The organism is Miniimonas arenae (genome assembly GCF_006351005.1).
Lineage (GTDB): Bacteria > Actinomycetota > Actinomycetes > Actinomycetales > Beutenbergiaceae > Miniimonas > Miniimonas arenae.
Window position 1 is genome coordinate 15737 of the sequence record NZ_VENP01000030.1, and the last position, 23575, is coordinate 39311.

At 73.5% G+C, this 23575-nt stretch carries 19 protein-coding genes and 1 pseudogene; 7 read left to right on the forward strand and 13 right to left on the reverse strand.

What is annotated here, in order from left to right; genetic code table 11:
• Positions 1 to 61: 61 nt before the first annotated feature.
• Positions 62 to 1171, forward strand: a complete 1110-nt coding sequence (locus FH969_RS08970) for a LacI family DNA-binding transcriptional regulator (RefSeq protein WP_139987030.1) — start codon at positions 62 to 64, stop codon at positions 1169 to 1171.
• 28 nt (positions 1172 to 1199) lie between these two features.
• Here FH969_RS08970 and FH969_RS08975 read toward each other — a convergent pair whose 3' ends face one another.
• The 9 genes from FH969_RS08975 to FH969_RS09015 all read right to left on the reverse strand — a co-directional run bounded on the left by FH969_RS08975 (position 1200) and on the right by FH969_RS09015 (position 10644).
• A complete protein-coding gene (locus FH969_RS08975; protein WP_139987031.1) occupies positions 1200 to 1745 on the reverse strand; it encodes a DinB family protein in 546 nt (181 codons plus the stop codon).
• 164 nt (positions 1746 to 1909) lie between these two features.
• On the reverse strand, positions 1910 to 2884 hold the full coding sequence (gene nrdF, locus FH969_RS08980) for a class 1b ribonucleoside-diphosphate reductase subunit beta (protein ID WP_108720093.1): 975 nt from the start codon (positions 2882 to 2884) through the stop codon (positions 1910 to 1912).
• Positions 2885 to 2939: 55 nt separating this feature from the next.
• Positions 2940 to 5045 carry a class 1b ribonucleoside-diphosphate reductase subunit alpha gene (gene nrdE, locus FH969_RS08985; RefSeq protein WP_139987043.1) on the reverse strand — a complete coding sequence of 702 codons (2106 nt, stop codon included), beginning with the start codon at positions 5043 to 5045 and terminating at the stop codon, positions 2940 to 2942.
• A gap of 41 nt (positions 5046 to 5086) precedes the next feature.
• Entirely contained in the window at positions 5087 to 5506 is a 420-nt protein-coding gene (gene nrdI, locus FH969_RS08990; RefSeq protein ID WP_139987032.1) for a class Ib ribonucleoside-diphosphate reductase assembly flavoprotein NrdI, read from the reverse strand.
• 106 nt (positions 5507 to 5612) lie between these two features.
• Positions 5613 to 5870 carry a glutaredoxin-like protein NrdH gene (gene nrdH, locus FH969_RS08995; protein WP_108718632.1) on the reverse strand — a complete coding sequence of 86 codons (258 nt, stop codon included), beginning with the start codon at positions 5868 to 5870 and terminating at the stop codon, positions 5613 to 5615.
• Between the two features lie 535 nt (positions 5871 to 6405).
• Positions 6406 to 6876, reverse strand: a complete 471-nt coding sequence (locus tag FH969_RS09000; protein ID WP_139987033.1) for a hypothetical protein — start codon at positions 6874 to 6876, stop codon at positions 6406 to 6408.
• A 61-nt stretch (positions 6877 to 6937) separates the two neighbouring features.
• On the reverse strand, positions 6938 to 7684 hold the full coding sequence (locus FH969_RS09005; protein ID WP_139987034.1) for a histidine phosphatase family protein: 747 nt from the start codon (positions 7682 to 7684) through the stop codon (positions 6938 to 6940).
• Positions 7685 to 7834: 150 nt separating this feature from the next.
• Positions 7835 to 9358 carry an amidohydrolase gene (locus FH969_RS09010; protein ID WP_342777005.1) on the reverse strand — a complete coding sequence of 508 codons (1524 nt, stop codon included), beginning with the start codon at positions 9356 to 9358 and terminating at the stop codon, positions 7835 to 7837.
• Between the two features lie 5 nt (positions 9359 to 9363).
• Complete coding sequence (locus FH969_RS09015) at positions 9364 to 10644, reverse strand: class I SAM-dependent methyltransferase (RefSeq protein WP_342777006.1); 1281 nt, start codon at positions 10642 to 10644, stop codon at positions 9364 to 9366.
• Positions 10645 to 10852: 208 nt separating this feature from the next.
• Between FH969_RS09015 and FH969_RS09020 the strand changes: the two genes are divergently transcribed.
• From FH969_RS09020 to uxuA, 3 genes are all read left to right on the forward strand, one after another.
• On the forward strand, positions 10853 to 11893 hold the full coding sequence (locus tag FH969_RS09020) for a LacI family DNA-binding transcriptional regulator (protein WP_139987036.1): 1041 nt from the start codon (positions 10853 to 10855) through the stop codon (positions 11891 to 11893).
• Positions 11890 to 13422: a mannitol dehydrogenase family protein gene (locus FH969_RS09025; protein WP_139987037.1), complete on the forward strand. Its 1533-nt coding sequence runs from the start codon at positions 11890 to 11892 to the stop codon at positions 13420 to 13422. Before FH969_RS09020 ends, FH969_RS09025 begins: the two co-directional genes overlap by 4 nt.
• Positions 13423 to 13522: 100 nt before the next feature.
• Positions 13523 to 14644, forward strand: coding sequence for a mannonate dehydratase (gene uxuA, locus FH969_RS09030; protein ID WP_139987038.1), 1122 nt, complete (start codon positions 13523 to 13525; stop codon positions 14642 to 14644).
• Between the two features lie 146 nt (positions 14645 to 14790).
• Here uxuA and FH969_RS15250 read toward each other — a convergent pair whose 3' ends face one another.
• From FH969_RS15250 to FH969_RS09045, 4 genes are all read right to left on the reverse strand, one after another.
• Positions 14791 to 14931 (reverse strand): hypothetical protein, encoded by a 141-nt coding sequence (locus FH969_RS15250; protein ID WP_159096457.1) that lies wholly within the window; start codon positions 14929 to 14931, stop codon positions 14791 to 14793.
• A 317-nt stretch (positions 14932 to 15248) separates the two neighbouring features.
• Positions 15249 to 17699, reverse strand: a complete 2451-nt coding sequence (locus tag FH969_RS09035; RefSeq protein ID WP_139987039.1) for a transglutaminase TgpA family protein — start codon at positions 17697 to 17699, stop codon at positions 15249 to 15251.
• 71 nt (positions 17700 to 17770) lie between these two features.
• A complete protein-coding gene (locus FH969_RS09040) occupies positions 17771 to 19114 on the reverse strand; it encodes a DUF58 domain-containing protein (protein ID WP_139987040.1) in 1344 nt (447 codons plus the stop codon).
• A complete protein-coding gene (locus FH969_RS09045) occupies positions 19098 to 20165 on the reverse strand; it encodes an AAA family ATPase (RefSeq protein ID WP_342777007.1) in 1068 nt (355 codons plus the stop codon). The genes FH969_RS09040 and FH969_RS09045 overlap by 17 nt, the downstream gene beginning before the upstream one ends.
• A 231-nt stretch (positions 20166 to 20396) precedes the next feature.
• Here FH969_RS09045 and FH969_RS15255 point away from each other — a divergent pair, with 231 nt between their 5' ends.
• The 3 genes and pseudogenes from FH969_RS15255 to FH969_RS15765 form a co-directional block, all read left to right on the forward strand.
• Complete coding sequence (locus tag FH969_RS15255) at positions 20397 to 20546, forward strand: hypothetical protein (RefSeq protein ID WP_180359735.1); 150 nt, start codon at positions 20397 to 20399, stop codon at positions 20544 to 20546.
• A 211-nt stretch (positions 20547 to 20757) separates the two neighbouring features.
• A complete protein-coding gene (locus tag FH969_RS09050; RefSeq protein ID WP_139987041.1) occupies positions 20758 to 22278 on the forward strand; it encodes an MATE family efflux transporter in 1521 nt (506 codons plus the stop codon).
• A 708-nt stretch (positions 22279 to 22986) separates the two neighbouring features.
• A pseudogene (locus FH969_RS15765) lies at positions 22987 to 23575 on the forward strand (transposase); the annotation flags it as partial.

Below are 23575 nucleotides of genomic sequence, written 5' to 3' on the forward strand. Positions count from 1 at the left end.
ACACGTCTCGAAACGGTAACGATGTCGTCGCCGCCCCGCCGTGGGCAGAGGAGGAGCTCCGATGCCCGCCCGTGCCGCGAACGACCGCTCCCCTTCTCGCACCCATGCCGCTGCCGGCCGCGCGCCGTCGCTCGCCGACGTCGCACGCCTCGCCGGCGTCTCGACACAGACGGTGTCCCGCGTCTCGACCGGCTCGACCCAGGTGCGTCCCGAGACGCGGGCCGCGGTGCTCGAGGCGATGTGCGCCGTCGGGTACGCCCCGAACGCCGCGGCGCGTGCGCTGCGCTCGGGCGCGTTCGGCACGTTCGGCGTCATCGTCCACCAGATCTCCCGGACCGGGGAGTCGCGCAGCGTGGAGGCGATCGTCGCCGCGGCACGTCGGCACGGGTACGCCGTGACGCTCGTCGACGTCGAGCACGCCGGCGACTCCGACGTCGAGGCCGCTGTCGCCCGCCTGCAGAACCAGCTCATCGACGGCCTCATCGTGCTGCGGCACGAGACCGAGACGCCCGTGCACCTGCGCGTGCCGGACACCCTGCCGCTCGTGGTGTCCGACGCACGGTTCGTCGGCGAGCACGCCACCGTCGGCGCGGACCAGCTCGCGGGCACGGCGGCCGCCGTCGAGCACCTGCTCGGCCTCGGCCACGTCACGGTGCACCACGTCGGCGGGCCCCCGACGTCGAACCCCGCCCAGGTGCGCCGGACCGGCTGGGTCGCGGCGCTCGAGGCGCACGGGCGCCAGGTCCCCCCGCTCACCACTGGCGACTGGACCCCCGCGTCCGGGTACCGCGCGGGGACCGAGCTCGTCGCGCGCATCCACGACGGCGAGCGGATCACCGCGGTCTTCAGCGCCAACGACGAGATGGCCGCGGGGCTCCTGCTCGCGCTCACCCGCGCCGGCCTGTCGGTGCCGGGCGACGTGTCGGTCATCGGGTTCGACAGCATCCCGCTGTCGGCCTACCTGCAGCCTCCGCTCACCACGGTCGAGCAGGACTTCGCGGCGATGGGCGAGGCGCTGGTCGAGATGCTGATCGCGCAGGTGCGCCGGCGCGGGGCCGGCCGGCTGGTGCCTGGCGGGCCCTCTGGCGAGGCGGCTCCAGCGGAAGCCACACGGCGGGTGGTCCCGGCGAACCTCATCGTGCGCGAGAGCACCGCGCCGCCGCGGCGCTGAGCACGCGGCGGGCTCGCCGTCGTACGTCTCACTCCTGTCGGAGATACAGGTCGCGCAGCAGCGCGATCTCGGCGCCGTGGTGGATGACCTCGCGGTGGATGTGCAGCACGAGCCCGGCCATGGAGGAGTCCTCGTGGCCCGGCTCGCGGCAGTTCTCGGCGAGCGCGGCGTCGTCGAGTGCTGCCACGCCGGCGCGCCAGCGGGCCTCGCCGGCGTCGAGGTCGGCGAGCGATGCGGCGGCGGCGAGCGGGTAGTCGTAGGAGTCGTAGCTGATCTCGGGGCCACCGAAGTACCGCGCGTTGCGGTCGCCGAAGACGCCGACCACGAGGTGGGCGAGGCGCCAGGCGATGGTGGTGACCGGGGCGGGGACGGGTTCGGGCACCTCGAAGTCGACGACGCCCGAGCCCGAGCCGATCGTGGCCCACGGGCCGTGCTCGCCGCGCCGGCGGACCGTCCAGGAGTCCGTGACCGGCGGCCACAGGTACTCGGCGTCCGTCAGCCCTTCCAGCCGGGGCCGCAGCTGGTGGTCCCAGTGCCAGGTGTGCTGCTCGAGAAGCTCGTCGGTCAAGGTCATCGCCGTCTCCCTCGCTCGTCTCGACCCGTGTCGGGCTCAGTCTGCGCCCGCCATACGACATCCGCGCGCCACGCGGGCGCTCGTCCCGAGAACGGCAGGACCGCCACACCCGGGAGGGTGCGGCGGTCCTGTGCGGTGCTGGTCGATCGCAGGGCGACGGCGGGTCAGAAGTCCCAGTCGTCGTCCTCGGTCGTGACGGCCTTGCCGATCACGTACGAGGAGCCCGAGCCCGAGAAGAAGTCGTGGTTCTCGTCGGCGTTCGGCGCGAGCGCCGAGAGGATCGCCGGGTTCACGTCGGTCTGGTCCTTCGGGAACAGCGCGTCGTAGCCCAGGTTCATGAGGGCCTTGTTCGCGTTGTAGCGCAGGAACATCTTGACGTCCTCGGTGAGCCCGACGCCGTCGTAGAGGTCCTCCGTGTACTGCTCCTCGTTCTCGTAGAGCTCGGTGAGCAGGTCGTAGGTGTACTCCTGGATCTCGTCCCGCTTGGCCTGGTCGACGAGCTGCAGGCCCTTCTGGAACTTGTACCCGATGTAGTACCCGTGCACCGCCTCGTCGCGGATGATGAGGCGGATGACGTCGGCCGTGTTGGTGAGCTTCGCGCGGCTGGACCAGTACATCGGCAGGTAGAAGCCCGAGTAGAAGAGGAACGACTCCAGCAGGGTCGAGGCGACCTTGCGCTTGAGTGGCTCGTCCCCCCGGTAGTACTTCATGACGATCTCGGCCTTGCGCTGGAGGTTCTCGTTCTCCTCCGACCAGCGGAACGCCTCGTCGATCTCACGCGTGGAGCACAGCGTGGAGAAGATCGAGCTGTAGCTCTTGGCGTGCACCGACTCCATGAACGCGATGTTCGTGTAGACGGCCTCCTCGTGCGGGGTGAGCGCGTCCGGGATGAGGCTCACCGCACCGACCGTGCCCTGGATCGTGTCCAGCAGCGTGAGCCCCGTGAACACGCGCATCGTGAGCTCCTGCTCCTGCGCGGTGAGGGTGCCCCACGACGGGATGTCGTTGGAGACCGGCACCTTCTCGGGCAGCCAGAAGTTGCCCACGAGGCGGTCCCACACCTCGAGGTCCTTGTCGTCCTCGATCCGGTTCCAGTTGATCGCCTGGACCCGGCTCACCAGCTTGAGCTTCTCGCTGATCACGTTCGTCGTTCCTTCGTCTCGCGGGGTCGGTGGGTCGGGTCTCAGCGCAGCGTCACAGGGTGCACGAGACGCAGCCCTCGACCTCGGTGCCCTCGAGCGCGGCCTGGCGCAGCCGGATGTAGTAGAGCGTCTTGATGCCCTTGCGCCAGGCGTAGATCTGGGCCCTGTTGACGTCCCGCGTGGTGGCGGTGTCCTTGAAGAACAGCGTCAGGGACAGGCCCTGGTCCACGTGCTGCGTCGCGGCGGCGTACGTGTCGATGATCTTCTCGTAGCCGATCTCGTACGCGTCCTTGTAGTACTCCATGTTCTCGTCGCTCAGGTAGGGCGCCGGGTAGTAGACCCGGCCGATCTTGCCCTCCTTGCGGATCTCGATCGGGGCCACGATCGGGTGGATCGAGCTCGTCGAGTGGTTGATGTAGGAGATCGAGCCGGTCGGCGGCACCGCCTGCAGGTACGCGTTGTAGATCCCGTGCGCCTGGACCTGCGCCTGCAGCTCGCGCCAGTCCTGCTGGGTCGGGATCGCGATGCCGGCGTCGGCGAACACCTGGCGCACTCGCTCGGTGGCCGGCTCCCACGTGCGCTCGGTGTACTTCGTGAAGTACTCCCCGCTCGCGTAGGCCGAGTCGGCGAACCCCTCGAACGCGGTGCCGCGCTCGATGGCCAGGCGGTTGGAGGCGCGCAGCGCGTGGTACGTCACCGTGTAGAAGTAGATGTTGGTGAAGTCCACGCCCTCCTCGCTGCCGTAGTGGATCCGCTCGCGGGCGAGGTAGCCGTGCAGGTTCATCTGCCCGAGGCCGATGGAGTGCGACGCCTCGTTGCCCCGCTCGACCGACGGGACCGACCGGATGTGCGTCTGGTCCGAGACGGAGGTCAGCGAGCGGATCGCGGTCTCGATCGTGCGGCCGAAGTCCGGGGAGTCCATGGCCTTGGCGATGTTGAGCGAGCCGAGGTTGCAGGAGATGTCCCGCCCGATGTGCTCGTAGGACAGGTCGTCCCGGAACGTCGATGCGGTCGAGACCTGGAGGATCTCCGAGCACAGGTTGCTCATCGTGACGCGGCCCGCGATGGGATTGGCGGCGTTCACCGTGTCCTCGAACACGATGTACGGGTAGCCGGACTCGAACTGGATCTCGGCGAGCAGCTGGAAGAACTCGCGTGCCTTGATCTTGGTCTTGCGGATCCGGCCGTCGTCGACCATCTCGTGGTACTTCTCGGTCACGGAGATCTCGGAGAACGGCACACCGTAGACGCGCTCGACGTCGTACGGCGAGAACAGGTACATGTCCTCGTTCTTCTTCGCGAGCTCGAACGTGATGTCCGGGATGACGACGCCGAGCGAGAGCGTCTTGATGCGGATCTTCTCGTCCGCGTTCTCACGCTTGGTGTCGAGGAACCGCAGGATGTCCGGGTGGTGCGCGCTGAGGTACACCGCGCCGGCGCCCTGGCGGGCCCCGAGCTGGTTGGCGTAGGAGAAGGAGTCCTCGAGCAGCTTCATCACGGGGATGACGCCGGAGGACTGGTTCTCGATCTTCTTGATCGGGGCGCCGTGCTCGCGGATGTTGCTCAGCAGGAGCGCCACGCCGCCGCCGCGCTTGGACAGCTGCAGCGCCGAGTTGATCCCGCGCGCGATCGACTCCATGTTGTCCTCGATGCGCAGCAGGAAGCACGAGACGAGTTCGCCGCGCTGCTGCTTGCCCGCGTTGAGGAAGGTCGGCGTCGCGGGCTGGAAACGGCCCGAGATGACCTCCTCGACGACGTGCTCCGCGAGCCGCTCGTCGCCGGCCGCGAGGGCGAGGGCGACCATGACGACGCGGTCCTCGAAGCGCTCGAGGTAGCGCTTCCCGTCGAACGTCTTGAGCGTGTACGACGTGTAGTACTTGAACGCGCCGAGGAACGTGGAGAACCGGAACTTCTTGGCGTAGGCCAGGTCCCAGATGCGGTGGAGGAACTCCCGCGAGTACTGCTCGAGCACCTCGGGCTCGTAGTAGCCCTCCTCGACCAGGTACTCGAGCTTTTCGTCGAGGTCGTGGAAGAAGACGGTGTTCTGGTTGACGTGCTGCAGGAAGTACTGCCGCGCGGCGGCGTGGTCGGCGTCCAGCTGGAGCCGACCGTCCGGGCCGTACAGGTTGAGCATCGCGTTGAGCGCGTGGTAGTCCATGCCCTCGAACCGCGGGTCGTGGTGGAGGACCTGCGCGCCGGTCAGGCCGGGATCTGCGAGCGTTGTTGCCAAAACTGTGCCAATCCTTCGCGGACGCGAGTCACGTCCTGGTCGGTTCCGAGAAGCTCGAAGCGGTAGAGGTAGGGGACGCCGCACTTCGCGGCGACGATGTCGCCGGCGCGGCAGAAGGCCTCGCCGAAGTTCGTGTTGCCGGCCGCGATCACCCCGCGCAGCAGGGCGCGGTTCCCCTCGTCGTTGAGGAAGGCGATCACCTGCCGGGGGACCGCGCCCCGCTCGCCGTTCCCGCCGCCGTACGTGGGCAGGAGGAGCACGTACTCCTCGTCCACGTGCAGCGGCGGGTCGGTCCGCCGGACCGGGATGCGGTGCGCCGGCAGGCCGAGCCGCTCGACGAACCGGTGCGTGTTCTCCGAGACCGAGGAGAAGTACACGAGACGTGCCATGTGCTCCTCCTCAGCGGTGCGCGGGACGATGACGAGGTGGGCCCTGCCGTGCGGTGTGGTGCGGGGGTGCCGTTGCCGAGAGCGGGTGCCGACGGCGACGCCGGGGTCAGGCCCCGACGACCTCCGCCGCCGGAACCGCGGCGGCGGCGAGCGCCTTGATCTTGTCCGGGCGGAAGCCGGCCCAGTGGTCACCGTTGGCGAGCACGACCGGCGCCTGCTGGTAGCCGAGCGCCTTGACCGACTCGAGCGCCTCGGCGTCGATGCTGAGATCGACGACCTCGTAGCTCAGGCCGTGCTTGTCGAGCGCGCGGTACGTGGCCGAGCACTGGACGCAGTTCGGCTTGCTGAAGACGGTGATGCTCACGTTCTCCCCTGACGCTCGGGCTTGGTTGCCGGTCTCGTTCTGACGTGCTCACGCGTGTAGTTACACGCGTGTCGTTCGGGTCCGGGTGTGGTGCTGCCCGGGCTCTGAACACTACACCTAGTGGTCGGAGGGGCCAGGCACCACCAGATGTCGTGTCTCGGCGTGTCGGTGCTCGACGTCCGTCCACCCCTGTGCGAGGGCTCCACCCCCAGGCGTGTGGACAGTCCACGGCCCTCGGCACGCGGGACCGCGGGACCCGCACCACCGGGCCCGGAAGGGCGCCTCGACGCCGTCCACGGGCTGTGGACACAGATGTGGACCGCGTGTGCACCGCGCTCGGGACGACGCGGCCGGAGCCGCCCGCGACACTCCGCGAAGTCGTTCGCGACGCGCGCCGGCTCGGCGTGTCGCGCACCTCGAGAGGCGCCCGGGACCACGTCCCGGACCACCGGCACACCCCGCGGACCAGTCATGCACTCAGGTTCTCACCGACCACTGACATCCGGCCCGGAGCGAGGGGCACGTGGGTGCGGCGCTACGCGTCGGGGCACTCCCCGACGAGCGAGGTGAGCGCCGCCTCGGTCTGCGCGCGCAGATCGGCCGTCTCCCCCGGGGTGACCGTGGCGCCGTCGGCCGCCTGCTGGGCCAGCGCGACGAGCCCGTCGAGCGCGGACACGAGGCTCGCGCCCGCATCACCGAGCCGCCCGTCGACGCCGGACACGGCGGTGGCCGTGTTGTCCCGCAGCTGCGTCAGCCCGGTCACCGCACCCTGCGGGTCCACGGCGATGTCGGCGAGGAGCTCGTCGAGCCGGTCCCCGACCGACTGCGCCACGGGCGTGACCGCGGCGCACGCGGCGGTCTGCGCGGCGTCGGAGACGACCGAGCACGAGCCGAGCGCTCCGGCCGCGAGCAGGAGGGCCAGCGGCAGGGCGACGGCACGACGGCGCCGGCTCGGTTCGCGGGTCGTCCGGCCACGTGCTGTGGTCGGGCAGGAGAGACGGGGCATCGGGCTCACACGTCAGCAACGCCCGGGCGAGGCCGGCGTGTTCCCGTGCGCCGGCTCAGCCTCAGGCCGGGATCGGCTCGGCGTGCGCGAGGGGCGCCGCCACCGGAGCGACCTCGTCCGGGGCCGGTGCGGGCCGCGCCGCGAGCGACCCGTGTCCCGCCACGTCGGTGCCGACCTCGAGGATCCGGGCCACGCCGTCGGACACCGCCACGCGCGAGACCGACGCGTTCGGCAGGGCGGCGAGCCCGTCGTGGCCCACGAGCGAGAGGTAGGCGCCGAGCGTCACACCGTGCCCGACGACGAGCACGTCCTCGCCCGGGTGGGCCGCGACGATCTCGGTGAAGGCACGGCGCACGCGCGCCATGTAGTCCGCGCCCGACTCCCCGTTCGGCAGGCCCGGGTGCGTGCCGGCGAGCATCGCCGGGACCAGGCGCGACCACGGTTCGTGCCGGTCGAGCTCGTGCTCGGGGCGGCGCTCGTAGATCCCGAACGAGACCTCGCGCAGGCCCTCGTGCGTGCGCAGCCGCAGACCCTCGTGGCGGCGGACGATCTCGACGGCGGTCATGACCGCACGGCCCTGCGGCGAGGAGTACGCGGCGTGGAAGGAGTGCGGCTCGAGGTGGCGGGCCGTCGACTGCACGCCGAGGCGGCCCGTCCGCGTCAGCGGGGAGTCGCACGAGCCCTGCATGAGGCGGCGGGCGTTGAGGTAGGTCTGACCGTGACGCACGAGCGTGAGCGTCGTGGTCGGGGCGGCCGGTGCCGCCTGGGTGTCGGCCGTCGTCGTTGCGGCCCTTTCGTGTCGTGTCATGGCGCCCACGCTAGGGACCGTCGGAACCGGCCGGGCGACGGCCCGGTGACGCTCCGGTAAACGTTGCGGCACGCCGCAGGGCCCGCGGCGGCCGGCTCGAAACGTGCGGTTCACGCACGCCGCCGCCGCACGACGCGACTCCACGCCGCCTCACAGCGCTCGGTGCGTCCACTCCCCCGCGAGCAGCGTGCCGGCGACGCCCAGAGCTCGAGGGCGACTCCCCGCCGTCGACTCACGCGCCCAGGCGACGGGGTCGCCGTCGAGCACCACGAGGTCCGCGACCTGTCCCACAGACGGCCGTACGCCGCACCCGCCCGTCGAGGCCAGCAGCGCCGCCACGGCGCCGATCCGCTGCTCGGGATGCCACGGCGGGCGCGCGTCGCCGGTCCGACGCACGGCCGCGGCGACGGCGAGCAGCGGGTCGAGCTCAGCGACCGGCGCGTCCGAGCCGAGTGCGAGCCGCACCCCGGCCACCAGCAGGTCGGCGAACCGGTAGGCGCGCGCCGTGCGGCCCGGCCAGAGCTCCTCCGCGACGTCGCGGTCGTCGAGCAGGTGCGCCGGCTGCACGCTCGCGACCAGCCCGAGCGCCGCCAGCCGGGTGAGGTCGGTGGTCGCGAGGAGCTGCGCGTGCTCGAGGCTGCCGGCGGTGCCCGTCGCCGCGAATGCGTCGAGCGCGAGCGTCGCCGCGGCGTCGCCGATCGCGTGCACCGCGCACCGCAGCCCGGCCCCGTGCGCCCGCGCCAGCAGCGGCGCGAGCTCGGCCGGCCCCACGTTGAGCGTCCCGCGCCCCCCGCCCGGGTAGGCGTCGTGGCAGTACGCCGTGCGCGTGTTGAGCGAGCCGTCGGAGATCACCTTGAGCGGCCCGAGCCGCACCAGCGCGTGCCCGACGGCGTCCCGCGCCCCCGCGAGCGCGTCACCCGGGCGCAGCCCGGCCGCGAGCACCGCCTCGACGTCCTGCGGCCACACCGCCGCCTCGACCCGGATCGGGAACCGCGTGACGTCGGGGCCCTCGCCGGGCCCGCCGTCGAGCCGCCGCGTCCACTCGCGCGGGTCCACGGCCTCCATGTCCACGACGCCGACGACGCCGCGGGTGGCGGCCTGCGCGGCGGCGGCGCGGACCCAGGCGTCGCGCTCGGCCGGGGTGCCGCCGTCGAGCGCGCCCGCCACGGGGAAGAAGTCGTCCTCACGGACGAGGCCGCTGGCGTCGGCCGTGAGGCCGAGGCGCGCGAGCGCGGCGGTCGAGAACCAGCCGGAGTGCAGGTCGCCGCTCGTCAGCGCGACGGGCGCGCCGCCGCCCGCGGCGTCCAGCAGCGCCGCCGTCGGCTGGTCCGGCCAGCCCACCGCGCGGAACCCGAACCCGACGACGACCTCGCCCGGCCGCGGCGGATCCCGCCGCACCCGGGCCGCGACGAGGTCGGCCGCCTCGCGGGCCGAGCGCGCGGACGCGACGTCGAGCCGGCGTGCCGCGAGCGCCTGCTGGAGCAGGTGCACGTGGGCGTCCCAGAACCCCGGGAGAAGGTGACGGCCGTCGAGGTCGACGTGCTCGCCGTCGGAGGCCGCGCAGACGCCCGCGGGAGACGCAGGAGCGGGCGCGATGCGCGCCACCCGGCCGTCGACCAGGAGGACGTCGACGAGGTCGGGCCGCCCCACGAGGCGGGCGTTCGCGAGCAGCACGGGCGTCAGTCTCGCACCGGGACCGGCGCCGGCCGCAGCACGGTGCGCGCGACCGTGAAGGCGCCGTTGTCGCCCATCACGCGGGTCGGTCCGACGAGCCGGCGCAGCGCGGCCGCGTGCGCCAGCCGCGAGTTGTACACCGTCCACAGCTCCCCGCCCGGTCGCAGCACGGTGCGGGCGTTCGCGAGGAGCCGCAGCGCGACGTCGGGCACCACGGCGCTGCCGACGTGGAACGGCGGGTTGCACACCACGAGGTCGACGCTCGCGGGCGGCAGGCCGCGCAGGCCGTCCGCGCGGCGGACCTCGATCCGCGGCGCGAGGCCGTTGGCCGCGGCGGTGGCGCGCGCCGAGTCCACGGCCGCGGCCGAGACGTCGAGCGCGAGCACGCGCGCCTGCGGGCGGGAGCGGGCGAGCATCGCCGCGAGCACGCCCGTCCCGCAGCCGAGGTCCACCACGTCGACGGCGTCCGGCGCCATCTGCGGCACGAACTGCAGGAGGTAGCGCGTCCCGACGTCGAGCGCGGCGCCCGCGAACGCCGCACCGTGCGCGACGACGTCGAGGTCGAGCTCCGGCAGGCGCCGGGCGAGCGGGTACGTCCGAGCGGCCGCGGGGTGCGGTCCCCGCGCGCGCAGCACCCGGGCCTTGCCGTGCGCGAGCGACGCGCCGACCTCGGCGAACGAGCGCCCGAGCACCACGTTCTGGGTGCGCGTCATGTGCTTGACGCGGCCGCTGGCCAGGAGGAGCACGTCCGGCCCGGCCGCGGCGGCGGCGACCTGCGCGATCTCCTCGAGCGCCGCGAGCGAGCGCGGCAGGGCGACGAGGACCAGCCGGGCGCCGGCCACGAGCGCCGGCTCGAGGCCGTGGTGCGCGACGACGTCGCCGCGCTCGTCCGCGAGCGCGACGCCGAGCCGGCCCGCGTTCGCCACCAGCGCCTGCTCGGACAGCAGCGAGTCCTGGTGCACGCGCACGCGGGGCGGCCGGATCCCCACGGCGCCGGTCAGCAGCCCGAGCGTGAGCGCGCCGTAGTGGTCGCCGACCACCACGACGTCCGACGCCGTGAGGCCGCCCGGTGCGGCGGCCAGCGCCGCGAGCGGGCCGGCCGCCTCGACGAGGAGCAGCCGGTCGGCGGCGTCGACGGCCACGAGGTCGGGCGCCTCGACGTCGGGCCAGCGTCGCAGTGCGGTGAGGTCCGCGTGCCCGACGGCGAGCGCGCCGTCCGCGGCGTCGTCACCTACGCCGTCGCGCGCCTCGGCGGGGTCACGGGCGTCTCGCGGCTGGTCCGGCACGGCTCCAGTCTCCCGCGCCCCGGTGCCGAAGTCCGCAGTGGCGCGCCCCCTCGTCCGGATAACGTTTACAGCAGGCCGTCTGCCGCCCGTGCCCCACGGCTCCCGCCCGCGTGTGCGGATGAGGACCGATCGGTGCGGCAACTTCGCGGCAACCACTTCCACCTTCCCCATTCCACTTGTTAACGTTTTCATCGAAGGGAGGCCATCGATGGTCACGATCAAGGACGTCGCCGGTGCCGCCGGCGTCTCCATCGCCACGGTCTCCCGTGCCCTCGCGGATCCCGACCGGGTCGCCGCCGCGACCCGCGACCGCGTCCTCGCGGCGGCCGACGCCCTCGGCTACACGCCGAACCGCGCCGCGCGCGGCCTGCGAGCCGGACGGACCAACGCGATCGGGCTCCTGGTGCCCGACCTCACCAACCCGTACTTCGCCGTCGTGGCCCGCGGCGTGAGTCAGCGCGCCCGCAGCCACGGCGTCGCCGTGTTCGTCGCGGACTCCGAGGAGGACCCGGCGGCCGAGGTCGACCTGCTGCGCGGGCTCGTCGGCCAGACCGACGGCGTCCTGCTGTGCTCCCCGCGCGCCCTCATCCGCGACACCGACGTGCTCGGCGCGCACCCCGCGGTCTTCGTCAACCACGCGCTCGACGCCGCCCCCTCGGTCGCGCTCGACGACGTCGCCGGAGCGGTCGCGGCGCTCGAGCACCTGCGGTCCCTCGGGCACCGCAGCATCGCCTACGTGGCGGGGCCCACGACGTCGTGGTCGGACGCGCGGCGACGTGACGCGCTGCAGGCGGTCGCCGAGCGCCACCCCGAGCTCGAGATCCACGTCCTCGGTCCGTACCCGCCCACGGTCGAGGGCGGCTCGGCCGCCGCGGGCGTCGTCATCGCCTCCGGCGCGACGGCGGCGCTCGCCTTCAACGACACGGTCGCCGTCGGCCTCATGCGCCGCGTGATCGCCCTGGGCCTGCGCGTGCCGCACGACCTGTCCGTCGCCGGGTTCGACGACACCTACCTCACGACCCTCGTCACCCCGGCGCTCACGAGCGTGCACGGCGACGTCACCGAGGTCGGCCGGCGCGCCACCGACCTCCTGCTGGACCGCATCGAGCGGCCCGACGCCCCCGGCGAGCTCGTCCTGCTGCCGAGCTGGCTCGTCCAGCGCGACTCCACGGCTCCCCCGCTCAGCCGGCTCGTCCCGGCGCCCACCACCTCACCAGCACCCGCCGAACCGACACCAGGAGCACCATGACCACGCCCACCCCCGACCTGCCGCGCCTCACCCGCTCCACCCCGATCGCCCCCGAGGCGAGCGGCCCGCGGGTCCGCCCGACGGGCGTCGGGATCGTGCACCTCGGCTGGGGCGCGTTCCACCGCGCCCACCAGGCGATCTACACCGAGGACGCGATGGCCGAGACCGGCGACCTGAGCTGGGGCATCCTCGGCGACGTCGAGCGCTCGCCCCAGGTGCGCGACGCGGTCCGCCCGCAGGACGGCCTCTACACCGTGCTCACGGTCGGCCTCGACGAGCACGGGCACACCGTGCGCAGCGCCCGGGTCGTTGGATCCGTCGTCGACGTCGCCTACCCGGGCGAGGAGACGCCGCGCCTGCTCGCCGCGATCGCCGCGCCCACCACGCACGTCGTCACGCTGACCGTGACGGAGAAGGGCTACGCGCGCCGGCCGGACGGCCGCCTCGACGTCGAGCAGGCCGCCGCCGACATCGCGCTGCTCGCCGCGGAGGAGGCCGCGGGCGACGCCGACGTGTCGGCCGCCGCACCGGCGACGACCGCGATGGGGCTGCTCGTCCGCGGACTGGCCGCTCGCCGTCGGGCCGGCGGGGCGCCGGTCACGGTGCTCTCGTGCGACAACATGCCCGAGAACGGCCGCGTGCTGCGCGGCGTGGTCGACGAGCTCGTCGACGCGGCCCTGCCGGGCGAGGCCGGCGCCGCGCTGCGCAGCTACCTCGAGGAGTCGACCACGTTCCCCGGCTCGATGGTCGACCGGATCACGCCCGCGGCGACACCGGACGTGCTCGACCAGGTCGCGGCCGCGATCGGCGCCCGCGACGAGGCCGGGATCGTCGCCGAGCCGTTCCGCCAGTGGGTGATCGAGGACCGCTTCGCCGGTCCGCGCCCCGCCTGGGAGCGCGTCGGCGCGGAGCTGGTGCCCGACGTCGTGCCGTGGGAGAACGCCAAGCTCCGCCTGCTGAACGGGACCCACTCCGTGCTCGCCTACGCCGGCCGGCTGGCCGGCCACGCCACGCTCGCCGAGGCGGTCACCGATCCCGCGATCGCGAGCCACGCGCGCGCTTTCATGGTCGACGACGCGCTGCCCACCCTGACCCCGCCCGCGGGCGCCGACCTGCTCGCCTACGGCGAGGAGCTGCTCGTCCGGTTCGCCAACCCGGCCACCGGCCACACCACGCGCCAGGTCTCCACCGACGGGACCCAGAAGATCCCGTTCCGCTGGGGCGAGGCCGTCGCGTGGAACCTCGAGCAGGGACGCGTGCCCGACGGCGTGGCGTACGGCCTCGCGGCGTGGAGCGAGTTCGTGCGGCGTGCGGTGCGCGACGGCGTGGACCTGGGCGACCCGGCCGGCGCCGAGCGGCTCACCGCGACCGTGCACGAGGTCGGTGAGGACCGGCCCGAGGACGCGGCGCGCGCGCTCGTCGCAACGCCCGGCCTCCTGCCGGGGGACGCGGGCACCGACGACCGGCTCGTCGACGCCGTACTCGCACACGTTCGCGATCTGACCCAGGCGGGCGACGGCCTGCTCTGAGGACCCGGCCGCGCGCCACCCACCCCCACCACACCCCACCACCACCACACCCCACCGCCGCGCAGTCGCGGCAGAGCAGCAGAGTCGAGGAGAGACACCGATGAAGATGGGTTTCCGCTGGTACGGGGAGGGCAACGACACCGTCGCCCTCGACCAGATCCGCCAGATCCCGGGGGTCGAGACGATCGTCTGGAGCCTCCACCACAAGCAGGCCGGCGAGGTCTGGGAGACCGCGGAGATCGAGGCCGAGATGGCCCGGATCACCGGCATCTCGGCCGAGGCGGCCGCCCGCGGGGTCACCCGCACGCTCGACGCCGACGTCGTGGAGTCGGTCAACGTGCACGAGTCGATCAAGCTCGACAAGACGGTCCTGGGCCTCAGCCGCGACGAGGCGATCGAGAACTACGTCACCACGCTGGAGCGCCTGGGCCGGGCGGGCGTCAAGGTCGTCTGCTACAACTTCATGCCGGTCTTCGACTGGCTGCGCACCGACCTGTGGCACCCGCTCCCCGACGGCTCCACGGCGCTGTACTACGAGAAGGCCGTGGTCGACCAGATGTCGCCCGAGTCCCTCATCGCCGACATGGAGAAGAACTCCGGCGGGCTCACGCTGCCGGGCTGGGAGCCCGAGCGTCTTGCGAGCTTCAGCGAGCTCAACGCCGCCTACGAGGGCGTCACGCACGAGGACATGTACCGCAACTACAAGTACTTCCTCGACGCGATCATCCCCACCTGCGAGGAGTACGACGTGAAGGTGGGTGTCCACCCGGACGACCCGCCCTTCGACATCTTCGGCTGGCCGCGTGTGGTGTCCACCAAGGAGGACCTCGCGACGATCCTGTCGCTCAACGACAGCCCGTACAACGGCCTCACGCTGTGCCTCGGCTCGTTCTCGGCGAACCCGGCCAACGACGCGGTCGGCGCGGTGCGCACGTTCATGGACCGCATCCACTTCTCGCACGTGCGCAACATCAAGCACTTCCCGAACGGCGACTTCACCGAGGTCGGCCACCGCGCGTGCGAGGGCGACGTCGACACGGTCGGCATCATGGCGGCGTACGCCGAGGCCGACTACACCGGCTACATCCGGCCGGACCACGGGCGGCACCTGTGGGACGAGAACACGACGAACAAGCCGCGCCCCGGGTACGGCCTCTACGACCGCGCGCTGGGCATCCAGTACCTGCTCGGCGTGTGGGACACGGTGCGCCGGGGTCGCTGAGCGCGATCGTGCACAGGGCCCACGGGAGGCCGGCGCGAGGCCAGCACCACTGACGCATCTCCCACGCACGGCCCACGCACGACGAACGGCGCCACCCCTCGGGTGGCGCCGTTCGCCGTCGGGCGCCGGGGTTTCCGGCGGACGGGTCAGCTGAGCTGCGGGTCGGCCGCACGACGTGCGCGGGGCCGCAGCTCCAGGCGGGCGACGAAGGCGAGCCCGAGCAGGGCGACACCGGTCACGACGACGACGAGCACGAGGGCGAGCAGGAGCAGGAAGGCAAAGGGCATGGCAAGGCTCTCAGGTGAGGAGGGTGGAAGGTTCTCTCGGGTGCGCACGCGAGTGCGCTGACGGCACGCGAAGGCATGTGGCGAGCGCCAGCACGAGTGGTCGGGACCGGCATTCCCTCGGCGTCGACGCGGCGGTCGGGGCGGAGGGTGCGGGCATGCCCGCCGACTGGTGGCACGCGGATGTGGCGGTGGGATCACGCCGTTTCGTAGCGGAGGGGCAGAGACACCGGACCTGGGTGCGGTCCGACTCCACGCGGGGGCCCGCCTGACGAGCGCGGGGCGTCGTCGCGGGAGCGCCGTCAAGGCTAGTCGAGGCGTCAGCGGGTAACCACCCGCGCAGGCGGATCGGCGGCGTGAGTCGGGTCACCCTCGGCTCGGCGGATGCGCGCGCGCCGCGCGACGTCCGTCCGCAGCGACCGCGGCAGCCACCGCGCGCCCAGACCGATCGGTTCGTAGCGGTCCAGTCCCTGACGCACCTGCCCGACGGCGAGCACGAGCTCGCGCGGGTCGGCGCCGCCCGCCGTGGGGGCGTCGGCGACGAGCGGCGGACCGCCCGCCCCGGCCGCCCCGGCCGCCCCGGCCTCCTCGGCCGCCCCGCCGTACCAGGCGCGCTCGCTGGCGCGCACGAGGGCCGCCATCCGCGCGCGCCCATCCCGGTCCAGCCGCGCCCGGCGCGAGAGCAGCGCGGCCACGCCGCGCACGCTGGCGGTGTCGTCGAGCGGCTCCCCGTGGTCGACGGCGAGGTCGTTCAGCTCGGCCCAGACGTCCTCGACCGCGCCGGGGCCCCCACGTGCCGCTCGGCGCAGCCGCGTCCGGCGCCGCCACCACCGCGCGGCCGCGGGGCCGAGCACCAGCGCCGCCCCGCCGAGGAGCGCGAGCAGTGCGACCCCGAGCGCGCGCCAGCGGGCCGCCTCCTGCGCCTGGGCGACCTCGGCCGCCGTGTCGACGTCCGTCCCGGCGGTCGCCTCGGAGCCGCCCACCGGGTTCGCGGGGTCGACCGGCTGCGCGCCGCCCGGGATCTCGAGGTCGTCCGGGTTGGCCGCCTGCGCCGTCGACCCGGGCACGGGGAGCACGGGGGCGCCGTCGACGGTCTGCGGGGCCTGACCGGCCGCCGCCGGGGTGGGGTCGAACGCGACCCAGCCGGCGCCGTCGAACAGGACCTCGACCCATGCGTGCGCGTCGTGGCTCGAGATGACCACCGAGCCGTCGGACTGCACGGTGCCCGCGCCGAAGCCGACCACGACGCGCGCGGGGATGTCGAGCGAGCGCAGCATCACGGCCATCGCGGAAGCGAACTGCTGGCAGTACCCCTGCCGCTCGGCGAGGAAGTCCAGCAGCGGGTCGCCGGTGCTGCCGGCGGGCACCGTGAGGCTGTAGCGAAAGCCGTTGGCGGGATCGGTGAACCACTGCTGCAGCGCCACCGCCTTGGCGTACGGGCTCGTCGCGTCCTTGGTGTGGTCGACGGCGGTCCGGAACACCGCGCGGTCCAGGTCCCCGACCTCCGTCAGCGGACCGCCCGCGGTCACGGTGTCGGCGTCCAGCTCGGCCTCGCTGGGGACGCGGGTGTCGACCCGGATCGTGTACGCGCCCGGGTTCGTCGCCTCGGCGCGGTGCCAGGCGCGCAGGTCGGCGTCGTAGGACCACGGCTCGTCGGTCGCCACGTTGACCGTGCCCTCGCGCACGGGCAGGAACGTCCCGGTGTACCCGAGCGACTCGACCTGCGCCTCCTCGTCGTACGCCGCGGGCTGCTGCTCGCCGTCGAACGCGATCACGTCCCCCGTCTCGGCGTCCACCTGCACGTCGCCCTGCACCCCGACGGGCGAGGCCTCCGGCTGCAGGTCGTTCTCGACGTCGCCCATCGACCAGCCCACGCCGTCGGTCCAGACCGTGAGCGCGGCGGTGCGCACGTAACCCGGCGCGGACTGGCCGGTCACCCGCAGGAGCGGCGCGTCGGAGCCGCGCAGGAGGTCGCCGGTGAGGTTGGTCAGCAGCGACGGTCCCTCGTACGCGACGCGGTCCAACCGCCCCGTGGTGCCCACGCCCGTCGCCGCGCCGGTCACGGTGAGCGCCGCGGCCACCGTCAGCGCGCCGATCGCGACGGTGCCGGCCACCCGGTCCGCGCCGGCCGTCCCGCCGCCACGAGCGGCGGCACCTGAGCGCGGTCGCCCGACGGCGAGCAGCAGCAGGTAGCTCGCCGCCGGCAGCGCGAGGGCGTACCAGGGCAGGGGCCCGACGGCGAAGGTCGCCGCCACGAGCACCACGCCGAGGGCGGGGAGCGCCACGAGGGCGGGCGCGCGCACGGCGAGGTGGCTCACCAGGATCGCGAGCAGGCCGAGCGCACCCGCGACGAGCGCGGTCAGCGCGGGGACGACGGGCGCCGGCGCGACCGAGGTCCGGATGTGCTCGCCCGCGGCCGCCAGCAGGGCGCCCGCCCCCGCGGGCGTCGTCACGCCGGAGACGAACGACAGCATGAGCGTGAGCGCGGCGACCTGAGCGACGACGACGGCGACGACGGCGACGACGACGCGCAGACCTCGCGCCCGGCACACCTCCTCGACGACGGTCACCGCGGTGACGGTGAGCACGGCCGCGGGCCACCACGACCCGCCCTGGAGCAGCGCGCCGAAGCCGGCGGCCGAGGTCAGCAGGGTGATGGCGCCGAGCACGGCGGGCCACGCCGAGCGGGTCGGCTGCGCGGCGCGCCCGGAGATGACCGGACCGGCTCCGGCACCTGGCCCGGCGCCTGATCCGGGACCAGGGCTGGGCACCGCACGACGCGGCGGTGGGGGTGGTGGTGGCGGCGAGCTGGCCGGCGGCCGCGGCGTCCACGTGGACGCGCTCATCGCGTGCCCACCCCGGTGCGGGGGACGGCCGAGCGCACGGGTGTCACGCCGTCGAGCCCCCCGGTGGGCTCACGCAGCATGCCGAGGTGGGTGAGGTGCTGCCACGCGAGGGCGATCTCGGCTGCGCCGCCGGGGCCGCGCGCGGCGGTGACGTCGACGACGGCCACCCGCCAGCCCGCGACCCGCAACGCCTGCGCCGTCGTCGCGGCGGTCGGCACGGCGTGCTCGAGCCGCGCCGGCAGGAAGGAGCGCGGGTCCAGCACGAGGGCCATCGCGGTTGCACCGCGGCGCCGCACGCGCGCGAGGGCGGCGGTCTCGTCGTCGGTGAGCGGACCCACGATCGCGATCACGAGGTCGAGCGCGTGGGGCACGGCGGGGGTGAACTGGTGGCCGGTGCGCCCCAGGTCCGCGAGGCGTGCCTGCAGGGTGCCCGGCACCGCCTCCGGCTCGAGCAGCACGGCGCCGGTGTGGTCCGTCAGCGTCACCTCGATGCCCGCTGCGGCGAGGTGCAGGCCGACCGAGGCGGCCAGGGTCGCGGCGACGTCGAGGCCCGCCGCGTCGAGGCCGCCCGCGGTGCGCGGTTCCCGGGGGCGGTGGTCCAGCACGAGCGCCACCGTCGCGGGCGAGGGGACCTGTGCGGTCCGCACCACGACGTCGTCGGCGAGCCGGGCCGACGCGCGCCAGTGGATGGTGCGCACGTCGTCGCCGATCCGGTACGGCCGCACGCCCACGTCGGGCGCACCGCCGGTCGGTGCGGTGCCGGTGCTCGCCGTCGTGCTCCCCCGTCCTGCCGCGCTGCGCGGCAGGCCCGCGAGCTCGACGACCTCGGGCACGACGAGCACCTCGAGGGTGCCGGGCACGGTGCGGCGGTCCTCCCACAGGCCGAACGGGTCGTGCGAGCGCAGCAGCACGGGTCCGATCGCGTAGCGACCCCGACGGTCCCCGACGAGCGGCACCTGCAGCGTCGTCACGCTCCCCGGGAGCAGGGGCGGCACGGCGCGGCGCTGCTCCTCGAGCAGGCCCGGCGCCTGGGGCAGCCGCAGCTCGAGCGAGCGACCGGGCAGGCGGCCCACGTTGTCCACGCGGACGTCCGCCGTGCCCTCCCCGGCCACCGGGAGCACCGGGCTGGCCGTCGACAGGCGCACGGCCAGGCGAGGCCTGCGCACGGTGAGGAGCACGGCGACCACGGGCAGCAGCACGCCGATCGCGGCGGCGAACAGCAGGTCGCGCTCGTCGAGCACGAGGGCCACGAGGCCGGTCGCGGCTCCTCCGGCCAGCAGCCAGCGGCCGCGAGCGGTCAGCCCGCGGCGGACGGTGCCGCGCTCATCCGCGCGTTCCACGCGGCACCTGGGCCCGGCTCACGAGGGCGGAGACCAGCTCGTGCGTGGTGCGGTGCGGCGACCCCGGGGTCGCCGGACCCAGCAGCATCCGATGCGCGAGCACCGGCACGGCCAGCGCCGAGACGTCGTCGGGCACCACGTAGGGCCGGCCAGCGAGCGCCGCCGAGGCCTTCGCGGCGCGCGCGAGGTGGAGCGCCGCGCGGGGCGAGGCCCCCAGCCGCACACTCGGCAGGCCGCGGGTGGCCCGCACGATGCCGACGAGGTAGGAGCGCACCTGAGGCGCGAGGTGCACGCGGCGCACCGCGGCCGCCATCGCCAGGACGCCGGCGTCGTCGGTGACGGGCCGGACGCTCGTGAGCGGGTCGACCTGGTCGCGGTCCAGGAGCATCTCCAGCTCGGCGTCCGCGGCCGGGTAGCCGATGCTCGTCTGGGCGAGGAACCGGTCGCGCTGCGCCTCGGGCAGCGGGAACGTGCCCTCCATCTCGACCGGGTTCTGCGTGGCCAGCACGAGGAACGGGCGCGCGAGCGTGTACGTGGTCCCGTCGACCGAGACCTGGTGCTCCTCCATCGCCTCCAGTAACGCCGACTGGGTCTTGGGCGAGGCGCGGTTGATCTCGTCGGCCACCACGATGTTGGCGAAGATCGGCCCGGGGCGGAACTCGAACTCGCTGGTCAGCCGGTTGTAGATGCTGCCGCCGGTGACGTCGGTGGGCATGAGGTCGGGGGTGAACTGCACACGCGAGACGTCGGCGGCCACCGCGAGCGCGAGCGCCTTGGCGAGCGACGTCTTGCCCGTCCCCGGGACGTCCTCGATGAGCAGGTGCCCCTCGCTCAGCAGACACACGACGGCGAGGCGCACCACCTCGTCCTTGCCCACCAGCACGCGGGCCACCTCGGCCTGGATCCGGCCGCCCACCTCGGCGACCTGCTCCACGGGCGGCGTCTCGCCGGGGCTGGCTGCCCAACGCGGACCGCGCGCCTGGTCGTGGCTCAGATCGGCACGCGCGTCGGCGTCGTCCGGCCTCGCATGCTCCGTCTGCTCCTGGGTCACGGCGTGCTCCGTCACTGCGTCGGGTCCCCCCGAGCGTGGAGGCGTGCTCCGTCGCTCGCTGGGCCAAGTCTCGCACGGGACTGGCACCACCCCGGCCTCCGTCACGAGCCTCCTGCAGGGGCTCGAGGCGCGTGGCTTCATCACCCGCACGTCCTCGCCGCACGACTCGCGCGTCAAGGTCGTGCGGTCACGCCCGAGGGCGAGCAGATCATCGCCGGCTTCGACGAGGCGATGCGCGCGGCCTCCGAGGCGTTCTACGCGCCGCTGTCCGAGGCTGAGCAGGACCAGCTCCTGGCGCTCCTCGAGCGGCTCGTCGAGAACGTCGAGGTGCCCAGCCGTCCTGGCGGTCCGCCCGGCGACCCTCGCCGTCGACCGCTGTAGTCCACGGCCGGTCGGGTCGCTCCTTCGCCGCCCGCCCTCTCTCGCCACCCGCTCTCTCTCCACCGTCCTCTCTCTCCGCTGCACCCCACCGCCACGCGCCTGCCGAGGCGCGACACGCCGTCGTGCCCGGCCTGCGCCCGACCACGAGTCGCCCGCGACCGACCGACCGGCCACTCCCCTCTCGCACCGTCTCGTGAACGGAGACTCCGCCATGCCTGCTGACCTCACCACTCCTGCTGTCACCAACGCCGACGACGCGTCCGAAGGGACCGCGTCCGGGAGCACCTCCGGCAACCGCCGGGCGCTCGCGACGGCGCCCGTCTGGCGCGCCCTCGTGCACCTCTGCGTGCCGATGATCGCCGGCTTGTCCGTCGGCACCGTCTACAACATCGTCAACGCGGGCTTCGTCGGCTCGCTCCACTCGACCCCGATGCTCGCGGCGCTGACGCTCGCGATGCCGGTGTTCGCCGTGCTCATGGCCGTCGGCGGCGTGTTCGGCGTCGGCGGCGGCACGTACGTCTCGCGCCTGATCGGCGCGGAGGACGCCGTGGACCCTGTGGGAGGCACGGACCCACTGCGCTCACCCGCCGAGACCGCCCTGCGGATCAAGCAGGTCTCGGCCTTCACCCTGTGGGGGGCGGTCGCTGCGGGCGTGGTGGTCGGCGTCGTCGGGCTCGTGCTCGCCACGCCGATCGCGACGGCGGTCGGGGCCTCGGGCGATGCGCTCGTCCCGACGGCGCAGTACATCGCCGCGATGTGCGCGTTCGCGCCGGCGATGGTCGCGAGTTTCGCGCTCGAGCAGCTCGTGCGCGCCGAGGGCGCCGCCGTCTCCTCGATGACGGGCGTCCTGATCTCGACGGCGGCGAACTTCGCGTTCGACGTCCTCTTCATCCTCGTGCTGCACCAGGGCGTGCTCGGGGCGGGGATCGCCGTCGGGCTCTCGAACGTCGTGATGGCCGGCTACTACGTGTGGTGGTTGGTCCGCCGCAGCGAGGCGGCCGCGCTCGCTCCGCGATGGCTCAGGCTGGACCGGGAGCTGCTGCGCACGGTGTTCGGTGTGGGCGTCTCCGAGCTGCTGCAGTCCTCATTCCTCGTCGTCAGCACCGTGGTGATGAACTGGGTCGCGATCGGGTACGGCTCGGCGCTCCTGGCCGGGATGGGCGTGGCACTGCGGATCTCCCAGCTGCCCGAGATGATCTGCATGGGTGTCTTCCTCGGCGCGATCCCGCTGTTCGCGTACGGCTACGGAGCCGGCGACGGCGTGCGGCTGCGTCGCGCGATCACCGGCGCGGCCGTGGCGATCCTCGGCTTCACGGCCGTGTTCTCCACGCTCGTGCTGCTCTTCCGCGAGCAGGTGTTCGCGCTGTTCAGCGCGGACGCCGACGTGCTGGCGGACGGCACCCGGATCCTCACCGCGATGCTCGTGGCGACGGTGTTCAACGGGATCTCCGGGCTCGTGATCGCGGTGTTCCAGGCGACCGGGCAGATGCGTGACGCCGCGATCATGTCGGTCGCGCAGGGCGTGCTGTTCGTGCCGGTGGTGCTCCTGGGCAACGCGTGGTTCGGGATGACCGGCGTGATCTGGGCGATGACGGTCACCGAGCTCGTGGTGTTCCTGCTGGGCGCGGTGCTGTTCGTCGCGGCACGCAGGGAGTTCGCGGGCGTCGCGGAGTCGGGGGCGGCCGTCGAGACCGGTGCCGACGTGCTCGACGCGGCGCCGGCCACCGCCTGAGCAGCGCGTCGCTGAAAGCACGAGAGGGCGGGACCCGGACGGGACCCGCCCTCTCGTCGATGTGCGCAAGGGGGGAGTTGAGCCTACACGCCCTGGGTTCGCCCCCAGTGGCTGGAATGCCCTCGATTTGGGCTCTGACCTGCGACGATGCGAAAAGCACGTTGTGACCCCCAGAGCGATCTTGGCACCCGGGAGCATCTAGATACATGTGGTGTGACACATGGGTGACACATGGGACTACCGCTGGCTGCGTAACGCACGGCGCACAGCCATCCGGTGACCGAGAGGATGCCGCCTGCCGGCGGTGTTGTTGTGCGGCTGACGCCCGCAGGCGCCGCTTCGTTTCCTGGTGTCCCCGCCTAGCGACCTACCAGCCGCCCACCCAGTTGAATCGCGAGCCTGCGCGTCCCCCCATGTAGAAGTTGGCGTTGAGCGCCGAGGAGGCGAGCCGGATCGATGCCGCGTAGGCATCGAGTTCGGGCTGTGGGCGTGTGCCCGATGGTGCCAGCGGAACCTCACCTCTGGTTGGCGCCGTCAACTTTGTCCAGGTCCGTAGGTTGTCGAGCCCGCCACTCACGGGGTCGCGCCAGCCGGTGAGGTCGGTCAGCCAGCGGATCGCAGCCTCGAGAACAGGGGGAGTGGTGCTGATCAGGTTGAAGCGCCCCAGGTTTGATGCCGCTCCTGTTTGAGTCCAGGAGGATGGCCACCATGCCGAAGAAGATCGATCCCGAGCTCAAGGCGCGCGCGGTGCGTCTGGTGCGAGAGCACGCCGGGCAGTACCAGAACGTGACGGCGGCGTCGGTCGCCGTGGCCAAGCAGCTCGGCGTCTCGCGTGAGTCGGTGCGCCGGTGGGTCGCGCAGGACGAGGTCGACGCCGGGACCCGGCCGGGCACGACGAGCGAGGAGTCGGCCGAGGTCCGCCGGTTGAAGGCGGAGAACAAGCGGCTGCGCGAGGACGTGGCGGTGCTGAAGGCCGCGACGTCTTTCTTCGTCGGGGAGCTCGACCCCCGCAACCGCTGATCATGGGGTTCATCGACACCATGAGAGCCGAGGGTCACGCGGTCGAGACGGTCTGCCGGGTCCTGCGCGAGCAGGGCTGCCCGGTGGCTGCGCGGACCTACCGGGCATGGCGCGGTGCGCATCGGCGGGTCGCGGCGCGCACGATCAGCGACGCCGTGGTCGAAGACGCGGTGCGCTCGGCGGCGTGGCGCACCGACGAGGCGGGTGTGCGTCGGCTGACCGGCGAGGGCCTGTACGGGCGGCGCAAGATGACCGCGCTGCTGCGCCGCACGAGCGT

Excerpts from the sequence above, each read along its gene's own strand:
- FH969_RS09020 (WP_139987036.1), top strand. The coding sequence starts at position 10,853 with ATGGTCACGATCAAGGACGTCGCCGGTGCCGCCGGCGTCTCCATCGCC.
- FH969_RS08970 (WP_139987030.1), top strand. The coding sequence starts at position 62 with ATGCCCGCCCGTGCCGCGAACGACCGCTCCCCTTCTCGCACCCATGCC.
- nrdI (WP_139987032.1), bottom strand. The coding sequence starts at position 5,506 with ATGGCACGTCTCGTGTACTTCTCCTCGGTCTCGGAGAACACGCACCGG.
- FH969_RS15250 (WP_159096457.1), bottom strand. The coding sequence starts at position 14,931 with ATGCCCTTTGCCTTCCTGCTCCTGCTCGCCCTCGTGCTCGTCGTCGTC.
- FH969_RS09000 (WP_139987033.1), bottom strand. The coding sequence starts at position 6,876 with ATGCCCCGTCTCTCCTGCCCGACCACAGCACGTGGCCGGACGACCCGC.
- FH969_RS15255 (WP_180359735.1), top strand. The coding sequence starts at position 20,397 with ATGCGCGCGGCCTCCGAGGCGTTCTACGCGCCGCTGTCCGAGGCTGAG.
- uxuA (WP_139987038.1), top strand. The coding sequence starts at position 13,523 with ATGAAGATGGGTTTCCGCTGGTACGGGGAGGGCAACGACACCGTCGCC.
- FH969_RS09005 (WP_139987034.1), bottom strand. The coding sequence starts at position 7,684 with ATGACACGACACGAAAGGGCCGCAACGACGACGGCCGACACCCAGGCG.
- FH969_RS09050 (WP_139987041.1), top strand. The coding sequence starts at position 20,758 with ATGCCTGCTGACCTCACCACTCCTGCTGTCACCAACGCCGACGACGCG.
- FH969_RS09025 (WP_139987037.1), top strand. The coding sequence starts at position 11,890 with ATGACCACGCCCACCCCCGACCTGCCGCGCCTCACCCGCTCCACCCCG.
- FH969_RS08975 (WP_139987031.1), bottom strand. The coding sequence starts at position 1,745 with ATGACCTTGACCGACGAGCTTCTCGAGCAGCACACCTGGCACTGGGAC.
- nrdE (WP_139987043.1), bottom strand. The coding sequence starts at position 5,045 with ATGGACTACCACGCGCTCAACGCGATGCTCAACCTGTACGGCCCGGAC.